Origin of the sequence: Bradyrhizobium sp. CCBAU 45389, from assembly GCF_028128625.1 — a bacterium.
GTDB classification, from domain to species: Bacteria; Pseudomonadota; Alphaproteobacteria; order Rhizobiales; family Xanthobacteraceae; genus Bradyrhizobium; species Bradyrhizobium liaoningense_B.
This window is the reverse complement of sequence record NZ_LBIY01000088.1, coordinates 220207-234031: the sequence shown is the minus strand read 5'-3', so window position 1 is coordinate 234031 and position 13825 is coordinate 220207. Positions and strand designations below refer to the sequence as shown.

Below are 13825 nucleotides of genomic sequence, written 5' to 3'. Positions count from 1 at the left end.
GAAGCGTAACCCACCTCTTTGGTATCCGCGGAGACGAAAGTGGTGGGTTACGCCCAGCGACTGCGCTTTGCGCAGCCGCAGGTCTAACCCACCCTACGCAATAAGCGGTCACGCCGCCTTCAGCCCGACATCCGGAAGCTGCGGCCGGTTCTTCAGCGCCTTGGCCATCATGGCCTCGACCTCGGCCTTCTCCTGCGGCAGCAGCGCAAGGCGCGGCGGGCGGGTCAATGCGGTGCCGCGGCCCATGATGTGCTCGCACAGCTTGATGCACTGGACGAGGTCCGGGCGTGCATCGAGATGCAGGAGCGGCATGAACCATTCGTAGAGCGGCATCGCCTCGGCGAAGCGGCCGGCCCTGGCGAGGCGGAACAGCGTCTCGCCCTCGCGCGGGAAGGCGTTCGACATGCCCGAGACCCAGCCCACCGCGCCCATGGCGACGCTCTCGACGATGACGTCGTCGAGACCTGCGAACAGCACGAAGCGATCGCCGACCATATTGCGGGTGTCGATGAAACGGCGCGTGTCGCCGGAGGAGTCCTTGAAGCAGACCACGGTCTCGACGTCGGCCAGCGAGGCCAGGATGTCGGGCGTGACGTCGTTCTTGTAGATCGGCGGATTGTTGTAGAGCATCACCGGCAGGTCGGTCGCGCTGGCGACGGCGCGGAAATGCGCGGCGGTCTCGTGCGGCTTGGAGGAGTAGACCAGCGCCGGCATCACCATCACGCCGTCGATGCCGACGCGCGCGGCTTCCTTCGCCGTCTCGACCGCAAACGCCGTCGTGAATTCGGCGATGCCGCACAGCACGGGCACGCGACCCTTCGCGACCGACTTCGCCGTCTCCATGATCGCGACCTTCTCCTTGCGCTCCAGCGAGGTGTTCTCGCCGACCGAGCCGCAGACGATCAGGCCGGAGACGCCGTCGCGGATCAGACCGTCCATGACCTTGGCGGTCGCGTCGATGTCGAGCGAAAGATCGTCGTGGAATTGGGTGGTGACGGCCGGGAAGACGCCTTCCCAGGATACGCGGCGGGGCATGGTTTTTCTCCAGATGAAAAAGGCCGGCGGGGGGCTGGGGCCGCCGGCAGTTGTGAAAGGGATGGCGGGCGGGATCAGAGCGTCGCGCCGACCTTGCGCAGCTCGGCGAGAACGGGTGCCTTCGGCAGCCAGATCTTGTCGAACTCGGCGATGACGGCTTCGGTGTCGCCGGCCGGGACCTGACGGATCGGGATCGGCGCGTTCTTGAAATTCTCGATCAGCGCGGGCTCGTTGCCGGCGAGCTCGTCGATCTGCGCGTCCAGCGTCGTCTTGATCGTCTTGGTGATCAGCTCGCGGTCGGCCGCCGGAAGCGACTGCCAGACGCGGCCGGAGACGACCGCGGCCATCGGCATGAAGACGGCGTTCATCTGCAGGATCACCTTCGATACCTTGTCGAAGCGCTGGTTCCAGGAGAACTCGAGATCGGCCTCGAGGCCGTCGACCTGGCCGTTGGCCATGGCGTCGAACACCTGCGGCGTCGGGATTGGCGTCGGCGCAGCTCCCAGCGAGGAATAGAAATCGCGATAGACCGGCGTCGGGTTGATGCGCAGCTTCATGCCCTTGATGTCGGCGAGCGAATTCAGGTCCTTGGACGAAAACACCGCGCGCATGCCGGTGATGCCCCAACCGAGGCCGATCGTGCCGGTCTCCTGCGGCAGCACCTCGAACAGCTTCACCGCCGCCGGATGCCGGACGAATTTCGCCACCGCCGGTGTCGAGCGGACGATGTAGGGCGCATTGATCGCGGCGATGTGCGGCACGCGCGAGCCGAGCTCGGCGGCCTGGATGAAGCCCATGTCGAGCGCGCCGGATTGCAATTGCTGCATCATCGCAGGCTCGTTGCCGAGCTGGCCGGAGTGGAACACGGTCAGGGTCAGGCGGCCGTTGGTGGCGGCCTTGAGTTCGTCGCCGAATTTGAGCGCGGCCTTGTTCCAGGAATGGCCGTTGGGCGTGATCAGGCCGAGGCGGAATTCCTTGGCCTGGGCGAGCGCCAGCGACGGCGCGAACACCGAAGCGGCGGCACTGGCGGCGAGAAAGCGGCGGCGTGAAAGCGGCATGGTCGGGCTTCCTTTTGAAACGGGCCTATTTGACGAGGATCAGCGAGAGCGACGGATAGAGCGAGAGCAGCACGAGGAGGACGCAGGAGATGACGAAGAACGGCAGCGTCACCATGAACATCTTGCCGGGCTTGGCGCCGGTGACGGCGGCCGCGACGAAGAAGCAGAGCCCGACCGGCGGCGACAAAAGGCCGAGCACGAGGTTGATCACGACGACGACGCCGAACTGCCGGGGATCGATGTGATAGACCTCGGTTGCGACGGGCAGCAGGATCGGCACCGTCATGATCAGGCCGGGAATGCCGTCGATGACGGTGCCGATGATCAGCAGGATGACGTTGCAGATCAGCATGAAGCTGACCGGGTCCTTGGCGGCGGACTGGATCCAGCCGGCGGTTTCCTGCGGCACCTTGCCGAAGATCAGGACCCAGGAGAACACGGCCGCGGCTGCGACCAGGAACAGCACGATCGCCGAATAGATGCCACTGCGCAGCATCATCTGCGGTAGCTGCGAGAACTCGAATTCCTTGGTCCAGTACTTGCCGACGAGGGCGGCGGCGACGGCGCCGACGGCCGCTGATTCCGTCGCATTGGCGAGGCCGCTCAGAATCGTGCCGACGATGACGATCGGGATCAGCAGCGTCGGTGATGTCCGCAGGATCGTCATCAGACGCTGGCGCGGCGTCTGATAGTCGGCGCGCGGATAGTTGTACATGTATCCCATCAGCGCGATGACGAGGCAGAACATCACGGTGAGGATGACGCCCGGCACGATGCCGGCAATCAGCATGTCGCTGACCGAGACCTGCGCCAGCACGCTGTAGACCACGAACATCACCGAGGGCGGAATGATCGGGCCGAGCATGCCGCCATAGGCGGTGAGGCCCGCCGCAAACGTCTTGTCGTAACCCTTCTTCTCCATCTCCGGCACCATGATCTGGGCCATGATCGCGACCTGCGCGGTCGCCGATCCCAGGATGGATGAGATGAACATGTTGGCGAGGATGTTGACGTAGGCGAGCCCGCCCTTGAGCGAGCCGACGAACGCCATCGCCATGTCGACGATGCGCCGCGTGATGCCGCCGCCGTTCATGATCTCGCCGATCAGGATGAACAGCGGAATCGCGATCAGGCCGTAGCTGTCGACGCCGCCGAACAGCTGCAGCGGATAGGACTGGAACAGCACGGGATTGCCTGAGGCGGCGATGTAGACGAGGCCGGCAAGGCACAGGCAGAGCCCGATCGGCACGCCGACCAGCATGAACGCGACGAAGGCGGCGGACGTGACCATCAGTTGACCCCGTCGAGCTCGGAGAGCTGAAAACCCTTCGGCGGCGTGCGCGGGACCAGCTCGAGATCTTCCAGCAGATTGGCGAGGCCGTGCACGGTCATCGACACCGCGAAGATCGGCAGCGTCAGATAGAGCACCCAGGTCGGCCAGTTCAGGGTCTGAGTGTGTTCTGTGTAAAGGAAGTTGAAGGTTTCGGCCGCGAGCTTGCGCCCGTCGAAGCCGGCGAGCGCCAATCCGATCGGGTCCATCCAGAGCACGCAGGTGATAGTCAGGGCAACGCCGAACACGACGACCATGCCGGTCGAGATCACTTTTGCGATCTTCTGGCGCTGCGGCGAAAGCCGCTCCGTCAGCATGGTGACCGCGAAGTCTAGCCGAAGCCGGGTCATCGCGGACGCGCCGATGAAGGTCAGCCAGACCACGCAATAGACTGCGGATTCATCGATCCAGTAGATCGGGAAACGCGCGTAGCGGGTGACGACGTTCACCAGGATCAGGCCGGTGAGCAGGTACATCAGGCCCATCAGCGCCAGACGCTCGAAGGCGAGCAGGGCGCTCGACATCCGCACGACCGTACGTCGGAGGCTGAGCGCGCGAATGGCCGGCATGGTCTGCTCGATCATGAAGAGGCCTCAACCCCCGAAGATTTGTCGTGCGATTGCCAAATGTATAATTTATACATTTTGGGAGTCAAACGGAGATTGCGGTCAATTCGGCGGCAGGGCGCGCTTTTGCTGGGCACCGGCTTTTGCGGAGTCACGGCTTTTGCCGGGCGTCTCAACATGCAAGAGAGGGACCGCCTCGCTCCGACGAGTCGGCAAGCAGGACGGAAGGTCAGATGAAACAGCCTCTGAAGCATCGCACCCTGTCGGCTGCGATCGTCGATCAGCTCCGCCAGGCGATCCTCGACGGCACCTATCCCGCCGGATCGCAGCTGCGTCAGGATGCGCTTGGGGATGCCTATGGCGTCAGCCGCATCCCGGTGCGCGAGGCGTTGTTCCAGCTCGAGGCCGAAGGGCTGGTGCGGATCGTGCCGCAGAAGGGCGCCATCGTCTCCGAGCTGTCACTGGACGAGATCAACGACGTCTTCGACCTGCGGCGCATCCTGGAGCCACGATTGTTGGCGCAGTCGGCCCCGCGTTTCACTGCTGACGATTTCGAGGGGCTCGACGACATCCACAAGAGTTTCGAGAAGGCGATCAAGGCGAGGAACGTCAGCGAATGGGGGCAGCTCAACGCCGACTTCCACATGGCGCTGTACGTGCACGCGCCGCAGCCGCGCACGCGAGCGATCGTGCTGTCGCTGCTGCAGACCAGCGATCGCTACACCCGCCTGCAGCTCTCCAACACCAAGGCGATGGGCACTGCCGAGAAGGAGCACGCCCAGCTGATCGCGCTCTGCCGCGCGCAGAAGGTGGAGGACGCCTGCCGGTTCCTGGAGCGGCACATCGAGGCCGTGCGCAAGGATCTGCTGCAGGTGGTGGCGAACGCGCCGAAGGCGCGCCGTAAGAGCGAGTAGATTTCGTAGGGCGGGTTAGCTCTGCAGATGCGCGAAGCGGATCTGAAGGGCGTAACCCACCACTATGTGTCTCCGCGGAAGCAGAAGAGGTGGGCTACGCCCAGCGACTGCGCTTCGCGCAGCCGCTGGTCTAACCCACCCTACGGCAGTTGTGGTTTTCGCTACCTGCTCCCGTCCGGCCCCATCACGAGGTCCGGCAGCCAGGTCGAGATCCCCGGCACGAAGCACAGCAGCAGCACCGCGAGCATCATCAAGAGCACGAAGGGCAGCGTGCCCCAGATCACCTCGCGCAGGGGGATATCCGGCGCGACGTTGCGGATGACAAAGATGTTGAGGCCGACGGGCGGATGGATCAGGCCCATCTCCATCACGATGGTCATGACGACGCCGAACCAGATGATGTCGAAATTGGCGGCGCGTAAGGGCGGCAGGATGATCGGGGCCGTCATCAGGATGATCGAGACCGGCGGCAGGAAGAAGCCGAGCACGACGACCATGACGAGGATCGCGAACAGCAGCTCCCAGCGCGGCAGGTGCATCGCGACGATGGATTCGGCGACCGATTGCGAGATGTGCAGATAGCTCATCACGTAGGAATAGAGCAGCGACATGCCGATGATCATCATCAGCATGGTCGATTCCCGGATCGTCGACTTCATGATGGGGGCGAGGTCGCTCGGCCGCCACACGCTGTAGATCGCTGCGATCAGCGCCAGTGCCAGGAGGCCGCCAAGGCCCGCCGTCTCCGACGGCGTGGCGTAGCCGCCGTAGAGGGCGATCATGACGCCGGTCAGCAGCAGCACAAACGGGATCACCCGCGGCAGCACGCTGAAGCGTTCGGCGAGCGTGTACTCGTCGCGGGCGAGGATCGCAGCCTCCGGACCGCCGTTCTTGTAGATCGCCTCCGCCGCGGCATATTCCTGGCGGAAGCGGAACACCGCGTAGAAGCCGAACAGGGTGACCAGCAAGAGGCCTGGCCCGATGCCGGCGAGGAACAGCCGTCCGAGCGACTTTTCGGCTGCGACCGCGAACAGGATCATGGTGATGGACGGCGGCAGCAGGATGCCGAGCGTGCCGCCGGCGGCGATGATCCCTGCGGCAAAGCCGCCGGAATAGCCGCGCTTGCGCATCTCGGGGATGCCGGCCGAACCGATCGCCGAGCAGGTCGCCGGCGAGGAGCCTGCCATTGCCGCGAATAGCGCGCAGGCGAACACGTTGGCGACGCCGAGGCCGCCGGGGACGCGATGCAGCCAGGCGTGCAGTGCCGAGTAGAGATCCTGGCCTGCGCGCGACTTGCCGATCGCGGCGCCCTTCAGGATGAAAAGCGGGATCGACAGCAGCGTGATCGAGGCCATTTCCTCGTAGACGTTCTGCGTCACCGTATCGAGCGAGGCCGATGGCATGTAGATGCCCATGAACACGACCGCGACCGCGCCGAGCGCGAACGCGATCGGCATGCCCGAGAACATGATGACCAGCGTCGCGATGCCGTAGGCGAGGCCGATCCCGAAAACGCTCATGGCCGCCGGCCTCCAGCAAAGGGCAGCGCGAGCTGCACGAGAATCTGGACGCAGAGCAGGCTCATGCCGAGCGCCATCAGTGAATAGGGGATGGCGAGCGGCGGCGACCACATCGAGTTCGAGACCTGGCCGTCGACATAGGCCTCATGTGCCAGCGTCCAGGACTTCCAGGTGAAGAAGGCGCAGAACAGGAACGTCGCGGCGTCGACCAGCCAGAGCCTGACCCGGTTCGCCAGCGGCGAGAGCAGGCCGACAAAGGCCTCGATGCCGATATGGCCGCGGTTCTGTTGCACATAGGCCGCCGTCATGAAGGTGGCGCCGACCAGCAGGAACACGGCGGCCTCGTCCTGCCAGTAATTGGCCGCCTTGAACAGCGCGCGGCTGAGCACGCTGTAGCTGAGGATGGCGCAGGCCGCGACCAGCGCGATCGCGGCGAACACGACGATGATGCTGTTGAGGATGGCGAGACCGCGATCGATCGCCGCCGCAGGGCCTGTGTCTGCGGTAGCGGTTGCGTGGTCGTCACGATCCGGAAGCGGACCGTGGCTCATGCCGCGACGTCGGTGGCGAGCTTGAGCAGGTTCGCGGAGGTCGCGGTCTTGGCGCCGTAATCCTTCCACGCGGTGTCGCGGGCGATGTCGCGCCACTTGCCGACGGTCGCGGCATCGAGCGCCGAGACTTTGGCGCCGGCCTTCTCGTAGACCTTGGCGACCTCGACGTCGTCGTCCTGCGCGCCCTTGCGGCCGAAGGCTTCGAGCTCCTGGCCCACGGTGAGCAGCACGTCCTGCTGGTTCTTCGGCAGCTTGTCGAAGATCGCCTTCGACATCATCAAGGGCTCGAGCATGAACCAGTAGGAGGCGCCTGCGCCCGATGTCAGCGACTTCGCGACCTCTTCGAGGCGGAACGAGATCAGGCTGGTGGAGGAGGTGATGCCGGCATCGCACGCGCCGGTCTGCATCGCCGCGTAGATCTCGTTCGACGGCACCGACAGCACCGAGGCGCCGGCTGTCTGCAGCACCATGTCCATCTCGCGCGAGCCGCCACGCACCTTCATGCCCTTGGCATCCTCGGGCGCGACGATCGGCTTGGAGCGGCTGGCGACGCCGCCGGCCTGCCAGACCCAGGTGAGCAGGATGATGCCCTTGTCGGCGAGGAAATCGGTCAGCGCCTTTCCGACCGGTTCCTTCTTCCAGCGCAGGCCCTGGTCGTAGGTGGTGACGAGGCCCGGCATCAGGCCGATATTGGTCTCGGGCAGCTCGCCGCCGGCATAGGGCATCGGATAGAGCGAGATGTCGAGCGCGCCCTTGCGCATCGCGGAGAACTGCGCGTTGGTCTTGATCAGCGAGGAGTTCGGATAGATCTCGGCGGCGATGTCGCCGTTGCTGCGCTTGCTGACTTCAGCGGCGAACATGCGGCAGAGACGGTCGCGGAAATCACCCTTGTCGATGGTGCCTCCAGGGAATTGATGCGAGATCTTCAGCGTGGTGGCGGCATGCGCGGTGCCGGTGCCGAAGCGCAAGATGGCGGGCGCGGCGACGGCGGTCGCGATCAGATGGCGGCGCGTAATCATGGTGTAATCCCCTTGAACGTTTCTGTTCTTGTTGATGTGATTTGGGTCGGGTCTTGTCAGACCGGCTTCAGGCCCATCCTAGCCGGTCTTTGAGGCGATGTTCTCTCATCTGATAGTTCGAGACCGAATGCCGCGGCAAGTGCCGGTCGTGTTGCGCTGCACACTTGCCATCAACCCTCCGAATGGAGGTCGGATATCGCGGACGTGATTGCGGCGAATGCGCGGCTTGGAAAAATTTCGCGGCGAGGCCGTAACAAGCCCGCACCTCGATCCGTCGAGACCAAATAGCGGCGTCCGTCGCTGACAAACACCATCTCGAAGGGAAGATGATCCATGACCATTCGTACCCGTATCGCGCTCGGCGTCTCGGCTGCCGTTCTCTCGCTTGGCCTCGCGCTGTCGCCGGCCGCTTTTGCCCAGGACAAGATGGGCAAGGACGACGGCATGATGAAGAAGGACACGATGTCCAAGGACGGCATGAAGAAAGATGCCATGTCCAAGGACGACGGCATGAAGAAGGATCACATGTCGAAGGACGGGATGAAGAAAGACGACGGGATGATGAAGAAGAACTGATCTTCTGTCGTCGCCGGCGCGCGTGCGAAAGGCAGACGCGCGCTCGGGAGAGTCCGGGGGCGGTCACATGGACCGCCCCGAATAGATGTCTCCGTTCAATTTCAGTTGAACGTGACCTCTGAACGCCACGTCGTGAACGCTACTTCCGCTTGGCCTTGCGGGCTGCGTAGCGGGCGTCACGCTTGGCCTTCTGCTCGGCCTCGAGCGCGGCTTGCCTTTCGGCGGCTTCCTCAGCCTCACGCGCGATCCGTGCGGCTTCGGCGGCCTTGGCTTCCTCCTCGAGGCGCTTCTGCTCGGCCTTGTCCGCCTCGCGCGCTGCCTTTGCCTCGGCGCGCTTGGCCGCGAGGGCCTCGCGTTCGGCGCGGCGAGCCGCTACCGCCGGATCATCGTGTCCCGGCTGCGACTTGAACTTGTTCAAAAGATTTTTGCGGGCGTCCTGCGCCGCCTTTTGCCGGTCTGCAAAACCGGGTTCCCTGAATCCACTCATCGACGAGCCTTGTCTTCCTCGCTTTCAATCCTACATCAGTGCCTGTTGGTACGTCGGCTGGGCATAGCAGGCGCCACGCGACGCAGAAGCGTGTACATCGGCGCGCGTCGCGAAGCCACCCATAATCGCAGCCGATCAGGTAGACGAAAAATCGCTCCCCCGACGATCTCTCGTAGCCCCGAAAAACTGCCGAATTGTGATGTCCCTCATAGTGGGCGTCCTGACGCAACGCCTAGCGTCCGCCCCAATACGAGACGGAGCACGGGCATGACCATCTTCCGGCTGAGCCTCAAGGCGCTCGCGGTCATCCTCGTGGTGGCGGTGCTGGCGGGTGCCGCATTGCTGTTTGCCCGTCCGCAACCGATCGAGAACGCCGTTCTGGGCGCCGACTGGGAGTGCAGCCAGACCGCTTTCGTGCTCACGACCTGCGCCCCGCGGGCTCGCGAGGCGGCCCCCGCTGTCGAGACCTCGCGCAAGGATGCGATCCGCCAGACCCGGGGCTGAGCCGGAAGGTCCGACCGGGATGTGACGCCTCGCCGCAGAGGTGATAAAGCCGGCTCACCCGTGCGATCAGGTTGTCATGTCGAGCCCCGCGTCCAAGCCCGAACCGGGCGAGAAGCCCAAATCCGCGCCAAGGCCTCAACCCGGCGACAACCGCCGCGGCGCCATTGCCGGCCTGATCATCGCGCTTCTGATCCTCGGCATCGGCTGGTGGCTCGCCCGCGATCTCACCGCGGCCAGCAAGATGCAGGACTGCCTGATGTCGGGGCGGAGCAATTGCAACGTCATCGAGCCGGCCCGCTAGCGGCGCTCCGGCGCGGCCCCTTGGGGCCGAAAAATTGCCGTGATCTTAATCATTTGTAACGGGACTTAGCCGATCAAGCAGGTCAGTTACGTCAGCCGGCATCACCCCGGCGCGAGGCGAATCGTCTATCGCGTGCGGGACACGGCAAGCGAGAAAGTAGGGGGTCAAGCACGCATGAGTGCGTCCAGCCGCAAGAAGATCATCATTCCCTTGGTTTCGGCCATGTCTTTGCTCGCGCTTTCGGCGCAGGCGCAGGAGGCCAGGCCGCCCAGGGACGCGAGCCCGCCACCGGCCGGGCAGGGCGCCGGCGCGCCGCCCCAGACCAATCAGAACATGCGCAAGGGCCCTCCGCCGCAGCAGGCGGCCCGGCCCGCGCAACAGCCCGGCGGCCAGCCGCACGCTGGCGGCCCCGGTCCCGGCCCGCACAATGCCGGCGGCCCGCCGCCCGGCCGCAACTACGCGCGTGGCCCCGCGCCGGAGCGCGACTGGGGCGGACACGCCTATCGCGGCAACCGCGCCTGGGATGGCGGGCGCTGGCGCCACGAGGTCCGCAACGGCCGCTCCGGCTGGTGGTGGGACGTCGGCGGCGTCTGGTATTATTATCCGCAGAGGATGGCCGGTCCGCCCGCCTACATCTCGGATGACTATTACGACGACGTGCCGGTCGCCTATGCGCCGGCGCCGCCTCCGGTCGCCTACGAACCGCCGCCTCCGCCGCCGCCGGCCGATCCCGGCGCAAGCGCGCTGGGTGGCGCCATTGTCGGCGGCGTGCTCGGTGGCCTGATCTCGGGCAACGCCTCGGGTGCAGCCGCGGGCGCCGTGATCGGCGGTGCCACCGGCGCGATCGCCGGCGCAACGGCGGCCTCACGCCCCGGCTACTACGTGGCCCAGGGCAATTGCTACTACCGTTATCCGAACGGGCAGTATGTGCAGGCCGATCCGCGCGCGTGCTACTGAGCTTCTGCGTAAGGATCTGAAACCGAAGAGGCGGGCGAAAGGCCCGCCTCTTTTGTTTTGGTGCGGGTCGATCCAGTTGCGCGCGGATGAGGGCCTATCGTCTCGCGCGTCAGGCTACCAGCCAGTTGAAAAATGCCATCGCGCCCCAGACCAGGCCTGCGATCCAGGCCAGCGTCACGAGACCGATCGTCGCAAGACACGCGATGCCGAACAGGTCGGACCGCTGTCGTTGTGTCGGGACCCTGGCTTCGGCGGTTGCTTCCTGTGTCATGACGGGAAAGACCTCCCACGCCGTCTCGCGCTCCCCTTGGAAGCGCTGAGGTGCTGTTTAGCGCGAGACGCCGTGCGCAGGCTGTGACGCAATTCACAGATCGCTTGGAATGAGGCCGGGCCTCTCTTTCGCTTGCGCCGCGGAGCGTTTGAAACCGCGAGTGCAAATCCCTTGGTGCAACAACCAAAGGGTGTTTCAATCTCTTATAACAACGTCGGTCCTCCGCAATCATACGGACGAAATTGCCACGCACTTGTCCAGATCGAGCGGCTAAAATAGGACTCATGTGCAACAAGTACGACCCGCAGCACGAAGCCGAGGCCGCAATGAAGCGCGCCGCAGCGGCCGAAGGCGCCGACCGGCAACGCCTGATCGAGCTCGCCATCGCCTGGCATCAGCTTGCCCGCGAGCGTCGCGACGATGAGCCGACCGAGTAGCGATCGCGCGCGCAATCAGCGCTACGGCAATTCCCTGTTAACATTTGCGCAGCCCTGATTTTCGAGGTCGCGATTCGTGCTTTGCGAACGAAGCGGAGTCGGACCGTGAACAAACATAAGGCTCCGACGGGGCTTTGGTGTTGTTACGCAGCTTCGCTCTTCGGGACCGCGTCGGCATTGACCGAGAGCTTGACGACATCGCCCTCAACCGCGCCGACATATTTCCTGTCGATGTAGTGGTGGTGGTCCTTGTGACCTTCCGGGCTGTCCTTGCGGGTCAGCTTGATGCGGTTGCCCTCGACGCGGTCGACGGTGCCGACATGCGCGCCGTCCTTGCCGATGATTTTCATGTGTTCCCTGATTTCCGACATGATGTCCTCCTTGCGCGGTCTCAACGGCGCAGGCGGATCTTCGTTGCACGGTAGCGCGCCGCAGTTTGGACCCCACAGGCGCGCCGGACGTTGAAGCAGAGTTGCAGCTGACAAGCCTCGTATGGAGACGATCAAGGCCTATCTGGAGCGCAAGCACAGGGAGATCGGGCTGCTGAATGGCTGCCTGACCAGCCCGCGGCACGTGCCGTGTCCGCGCTCGGTGGACGAGGTCATCAGGACGAAATTCCAGCTGACTGCCGCGTTGCGCGCCGAGCACGCACTGCAGGACTGGAAGGCGACGGAGACATCCTGGTCGGCCACGGCGTCTCCGACCAGCGGTCCATTCACCTTCAGCTACGACTACCAGCGGGCGGATCTGAAGGTGAACGGGCCCTCGTTCTATGAGCGCGAGCCCGGCTGCGGCAGCGAGACGATCTATACCGCCTCCGGGATGGCCGCGATCTCGGCGCTGCTGTTGGCCGCCACCCGGATCTTCGCCAAAGCTGACATCCTGGTCCTGCCGGGCTCCTACGGCGAGACGCTGGAGCTGATCGACCGCTTCGTCCCGGATTTGCGGCTCGTCACCTTGAGGCTGCCGCTGGACGGTGCGTTGGCTGGCGCGGGTGCGCCGCGAATTCTCTTGCTGGATTCCTGCGTCGCCGCCGGCGCGTTCGAAGCGGCGCTGCGCTGCGATGGTTCTGGTCTCGACCTCCTGATCTTCGACACGACATGCTTTGCCGGCCGGTCGGGCCGCATCCGGCGTGTCCTGCGTTGGGCAAGGCGAAGCGGAATCCCCGTGGTGATGGCGCGAAGCCACACCAAGCTCGATTCGCTCGGCGCGGAATACGGCCGGCTCGGCTCCGCGGTGTTCGTCAGTTGGAGCGAGGAGGGCGTCGGGCATTCATTGCCCGAACGCCTCGCGGCGGAGATGCGCGATGCCGTGCGCCTTCTCGGCGGCGCGGCGCTGCCGGCGCATTTTCCGCCCTTCGTGGGCATGGCGGATTATTGGATATCAACGAAGCGGCGTGTCGCAGCCATTTTGCGCAATGGCCGCCATGCGGCCCGACTTTTCTCGCGTGAGCTTGCCTCGCTGTCGGCCGAGCTCCACTTCACCCACGGCCTCTACGTCACGCTCCGCAGCAGGCGCCGCCTCGACGAGGCCGGCGCGCGGCAGGCCGCTGACGCGATGAGCCGCGATCTCGGCCGGGATGGCCTCCCGATTCGCCACGCCGGCAGCTTTGGCTTCGACTTCGCCGCGACGGAATGGTTTCACAATGCGACCACGGATGAGTACAGCGTCCGGGTGGCGGTGCCGGATCTGCCGACCGAGCTGTGGAATGATCTGGCGGCAGCAATCGCGAGGTGGTGGAGGGCGCACCAGTAAGCGGACGGGGAATGATGCGCTGGCCGCCGCGCCTTGGATCAATCGATCGCCAGGCATTGCTCCAGGTGTGGCTTCTCCGAGAGCGGCTTGTCGTGTTGGCCGCGCGACCACGCCTGAACGGCGAAGGCGAGCTCATGCTGGCGCGCCACCGCGTCCGTGATGGACGCCCGCGCCGTCTCGACGCGTTTCACGATCGCGCCGGTATTCACGTCGACGCCCGCATCGATTGCCAAAAATGATATTGCGATCACGGCCACCGCAGAGGCGATGGCCATTCTCGTCCACTCGGATGGTGGCATCGAGGTCCTTATCGGGCGCACGTCGCCCGGCGCATAGATAGGATTGATGCGCCCGGTTCAAAGGCCCGGTGCGGGGTTACCCACGCGTTCGTGAAGAGAAGGAGCGAAAGGTTCTGACGCTCAACTTAGCTGGTTGAGGATGGCGCCAACGTCCAACGGCTACCGAGTCGGGAAAAAGTGGCAATCGCCGAATTAACCTTGGTAAGATGCGAGGGACTGCCACGCCGGTGTTGGGCTCCTGCCCA

Annotated in this window: 18 protein-coding genes; 7 read left to right on the top strand and 11 right to left on the bottom strand. The window is 64.8% G+C overall.

What is annotated here, in order from left to right; translation table 11 throughout:
- Positions 1-108: 108 nt before the first annotated feature.
- The 4 genes from XH79_RS18920 to XH79_RS18905 form a co-directional block, all read right to left on the bottom strand.
- Positions 109-1035, bottom strand: a complete 927-nt coding sequence (locus tag XH79_RS18920) for a dihydrodipicolinate synthase family protein (protein WP_212336696.1) — start codon at positions 1033-1035, stop codon at positions 109-111.
- A gap of 74 nt (positions 1036-1109) precedes the next feature.
- Positions 1110-2093 carry a TRAP transporter substrate-binding protein gene (locus XH79_RS18915; RefSeq protein WP_211406357.1) on the bottom strand — a complete coding sequence of 328 codons (984 nt, stop codon included), beginning with the start codon at positions 2091-2093 and terminating at the stop codon, positions 1110-1112.
- A 25-nt stretch (positions 2094-2118) separates the two neighbouring features.
- On the bottom strand, positions 2119-3384 hold the full coding sequence (locus XH79_RS18910; RefSeq protein WP_271582579.1) for a TRAP transporter large permease: 1266 nt from the start codon (positions 3382-3384) through the stop codon (positions 2119-2121).
- Positions 3384-4007, bottom strand: coding sequence for a TRAP transporter small permease (locus XH79_RS18905; RefSeq protein WP_442869957.1), 624 nt, complete (start codon positions 4005-4007; stop codon positions 3384-3386). The genes XH79_RS18910 and XH79_RS18905 overlap by 1 nt, the downstream gene beginning before the upstream one ends.
- A gap of 215 nt (positions 4008-4222) precedes the next feature.
- On the opposite strand from XH79_RS18905, the gene XH79_RS18900 reads away from it, so the two are divergent.
- Positions 4223-4903 carry a GntR family transcriptional regulator gene (locus XH79_RS18900; RefSeq protein ID WP_212336693.1) on the top strand — a complete coding sequence of 227 codons (681 nt, stop codon included), beginning with the start codon at positions 4223-4225 and terminating at the stop codon, positions 4901-4903.
- Positions 4904-5064: 161 nt separating this feature from the next.
- Here XH79_RS18900 and XH79_RS18895 read toward each other — a convergent pair whose 3' ends face one another.
- The 3 genes from XH79_RS18895 to XH79_RS18885 are packed head-to-tail and all read right to left on the bottom strand — an operon-like array spanning position 5065 to position 7993.
- Positions 5065-6423, bottom strand: a complete 1359-nt coding sequence (locus XH79_RS18895) for a TRAP transporter large permease (protein ID WP_212336692.1) — start codon at positions 6421-6423, stop codon at positions 5065-5067.
- Positions 6420-6974 (bottom strand): TRAP transporter small permease, encoded by a 555-nt coding sequence (locus tag XH79_RS18890; RefSeq protein ID WP_271582578.1) that lies wholly within the window; start codon positions 6972-6974, stop codon positions 6420-6422. Before XH79_RS18890 ends, XH79_RS18895 begins: the two co-directional genes overlap by 4 nt.
- On the bottom strand, positions 6971-7993 hold the full coding sequence (locus tag XH79_RS18885; RefSeq protein WP_212336689.1) for a TRAP transporter substrate-binding protein: 1023 nt from the start codon (positions 7991-7993) through the stop codon (positions 6971-6973). The genes XH79_RS18890 and XH79_RS18885 overlap by 4 nt, the downstream gene beginning before the upstream one ends.
- A gap of 333 nt (positions 7994-8326) precedes the next feature.
- On the opposite strand from XH79_RS18885, the gene XH79_RS18880 reads away from it, so the two are divergent.
- The gene (locus XH79_RS18880) at positions 8327-8569 is read left to right on the top strand and encodes a pentapeptide MXKDX repeat protein (RefSeq protein ID WP_130367076.1); all 243 of its coding nucleotides are present in this window, start codon (positions 8327-8329) and stop codon (positions 8567-8569) included.
- Between the two features lie 139 nt (positions 8570-8708).
- Here the strand turns inward: XH79_RS18880 and XH79_RS18875 are convergent, their stop codons facing one another.
- A complete protein-coding gene (locus XH79_RS18875) occupies positions 8709-9056 on the bottom strand; it encodes a DUF6481 family protein (protein WP_212336687.1) in 348 nt (115 codons plus the stop codon).
- A gap of 267 nt (positions 9057-9323) precedes the next feature.
- Here XH79_RS18875 and XH79_RS18870 point away from each other — a divergent pair, with 267 nt between their 5' ends.
- The 3 genes from XH79_RS18870 to XH79_RS18860 all read left to right on the top strand — a co-directional run bounded on the left by XH79_RS18870 (position 9324) and on the right by XH79_RS18860 (position 10818).
- Positions 9324-9560: a hypothetical protein gene (locus XH79_RS18870; RefSeq protein ID WP_271582577.1), complete on the top strand. Its 237-nt coding sequence runs from the start codon at positions 9324-9326 to the stop codon at positions 9558-9560.
- Between the two features lie 76 nt (positions 9561-9636).
- Entirely contained in the window at positions 9637-9861 is a 225-nt protein-coding gene (locus XH79_RS18865; RefSeq protein ID WP_271582576.1) for a hypothetical protein, read from the top strand.
- Between the two features lie 174 nt (positions 9862-10035).
- Positions 10036-10818 carry a hypothetical protein gene (locus XH79_RS18860; RefSeq protein ID WP_212336681.1) on the top strand — a complete coding sequence of 261 codons (783 nt, stop codon included), beginning with the start codon at positions 10036-10038 and terminating at the stop codon, positions 10816-10818.
- A gap of 109 nt (positions 10819-10927) precedes the next feature.
- Here the strand turns inward: XH79_RS18860 and XH79_RS18855 are convergent, their stop codons facing one another.
- Positions 10928-11089, bottom strand: a complete 162-nt coding sequence (locus XH79_RS18855) for a hypothetical protein (RefSeq protein WP_212336680.1) — start codon at positions 11087-11089, stop codon at positions 10928-10930.
- Positions 11090-11373: 284 nt separating this feature from the next.
- On the opposite strand from XH79_RS18855, the gene XH79_RS18850 reads away from it, so the two are divergent.
- Entirely contained in the window at positions 11374-11526 is a 153-nt protein-coding gene (locus XH79_RS18850; RefSeq protein WP_018641837.1) for a hypothetical protein, read from the top strand.
- Positions 11527-11669: 143 nt separating this feature from the next.
- Here XH79_RS18850 and XH79_RS18845 read toward each other — a convergent pair whose 3' ends face one another.
- Positions 11670-11897: a DUF2171 domain-containing protein gene (locus tag XH79_RS18845; protein WP_271582575.1), complete on the bottom strand. Its 228-nt coding sequence runs from the start codon at positions 11895-11897 to the stop codon at positions 11670-11672.
- Between the two features lie 121 nt (positions 11898-12018).
- Between XH79_RS18845 and XH79_RS18840 the strand changes: the two genes are divergently transcribed.
- Positions 12019-13281, top strand: coding sequence for a hypothetical protein (locus XH79_RS18840; protein ID WP_271582574.1), 1263 nt, complete (start codon positions 12019-12021; stop codon positions 13279-13281).
- Between the two features lie 38 nt (positions 13282-13319).
- On the opposite strand, the gene XH79_RS18835 is transcribed toward XH79_RS18840, so the two are convergent.
- On the bottom strand, positions 13320-13556 hold the full coding sequence (locus tag XH79_RS18835; RefSeq protein ID WP_245003368.1) for a hypothetical protein: 237 nt from the start codon (positions 13554-13556) through the stop codon (positions 13320-13322).
- Between the last annotated feature and the right edge of the window lie 269 nt (positions 13557-13825).

Bases quoted from the DNA above. Each gene is read 5' to 3' on its own strand.
- XH79_RS18920 (WP_212336696.1), bottom strand. From the start codon at position 1,035: ATGCCCCGCCGCGTATCCTGGGAAGGCGTCTTCCCGGCCGTCACCACC.
- XH79_RS18915 (WP_211406357.1), bottom strand. From the start codon at position 2,093: ATGCCGCTTTCACGCCGCCGCTTTCTCGCCGCCAGTGCCGCCGCTTCG.
- XH79_RS18910 (WP_271582579.1), bottom strand. From the start codon at position 3,384: ATGGTCACGTCCGCCGCCTTCGTCGCGTTCATGCTGGTCGGCGTGCCG.
- XH79_RS18905 (WP_442869957.1), bottom strand. From the start codon at position 4,007: ATGATCGAGCAGACCATGCCGGCCATTCGCGCGCTCAGCCTCCGACGT.
- XH79_RS18900 (WP_212336693.1), top strand. From the start codon at position 4,223: ATGAAACAGCCTCTGAAGCATCGCACCCTGTCGGCTGCGATCGTCGAT.
- XH79_RS18895 (WP_212336692.1), bottom strand. From the start codon at position 6,423: ATGAGCGTTTTCGGGATCGGCCTCGCCTACGGCATCGCGACGCTGGTC.
- XH79_RS18890 (WP_271582578.1), bottom strand. From the start codon at position 6,974: ATGAGCCACGGTCCGCTTCCGGATCGTGACGACCACGCAACCGCTACC.
- XH79_RS18885 (WP_212336689.1), bottom strand. From the start codon at position 7,993: ATGATTACGCGCCGCCATCTGATCGCGACCGCCGTCGCCGCGCCCGCC.
- XH79_RS18880 (WP_130367076.1), top strand. From the start codon at position 8,327: ATGACCATTCGTACCCGTATCGCGCTCGGCGTCTCGGCTGCCGTTCTC.
- XH79_RS18875 (WP_212336687.1), bottom strand. From the start codon at position 9,056: ATGAGTGGATTCAGGGAACCCGGTTTTGCAGACCGGCAAAAGGCGGCG.
- XH79_RS18870 (WP_271582577.1), top strand. From the start codon at position 9,324: ATGACCATCTTCCGGCTGAGCCTCAAGGCGCTCGCGGTCATCCTCGTG.
- XH79_RS18865 (WP_271582576.1), top strand. From the start codon at position 9,637: ATGTCGAGCCCCGCGTCCAAGCCCGAACCGGGCGAGAAGCCCAAATCC.
- XH79_RS18860 (WP_212336681.1), top strand. From the start codon at position 10,036: ATGAGTGCGTCCAGCCGCAAGAAGATCATCATTCCCTTGGTTTCGGCC.
- XH79_RS18855 (WP_212336680.1), bottom strand. From the start codon at position 11,089: ATGACACAGGAAGCAACCGCCGAAGCCAGGGTCCCGACACAACGACAG.
- XH79_RS18850 (WP_018641837.1), top strand. From the start codon at position 11,374: ATGTGCAACAAGTACGACCCGCAGCACGAAGCCGAGGCCGCAATGAAG.
- XH79_RS18845 (WP_271582575.1), bottom strand. From the start codon at position 11,897: ATGTCGGAAATCAGGGAACACATGAAAATCATCGGCAAGGACGGCGCG.
- XH79_RS18840 (WP_271582574.1), top strand. From the start codon at position 12,019: ATGGAGACGATCAAGGCCTATCTGGAGCGCAAGCACAGGGAGATCGGG.
- XH79_RS18835 (WP_245003368.1), bottom strand. From the start codon at position 13,556: ATGGCCATCGCCTCTGCGGTGGCCGTGATCGCAATATCATTTTTGGCA.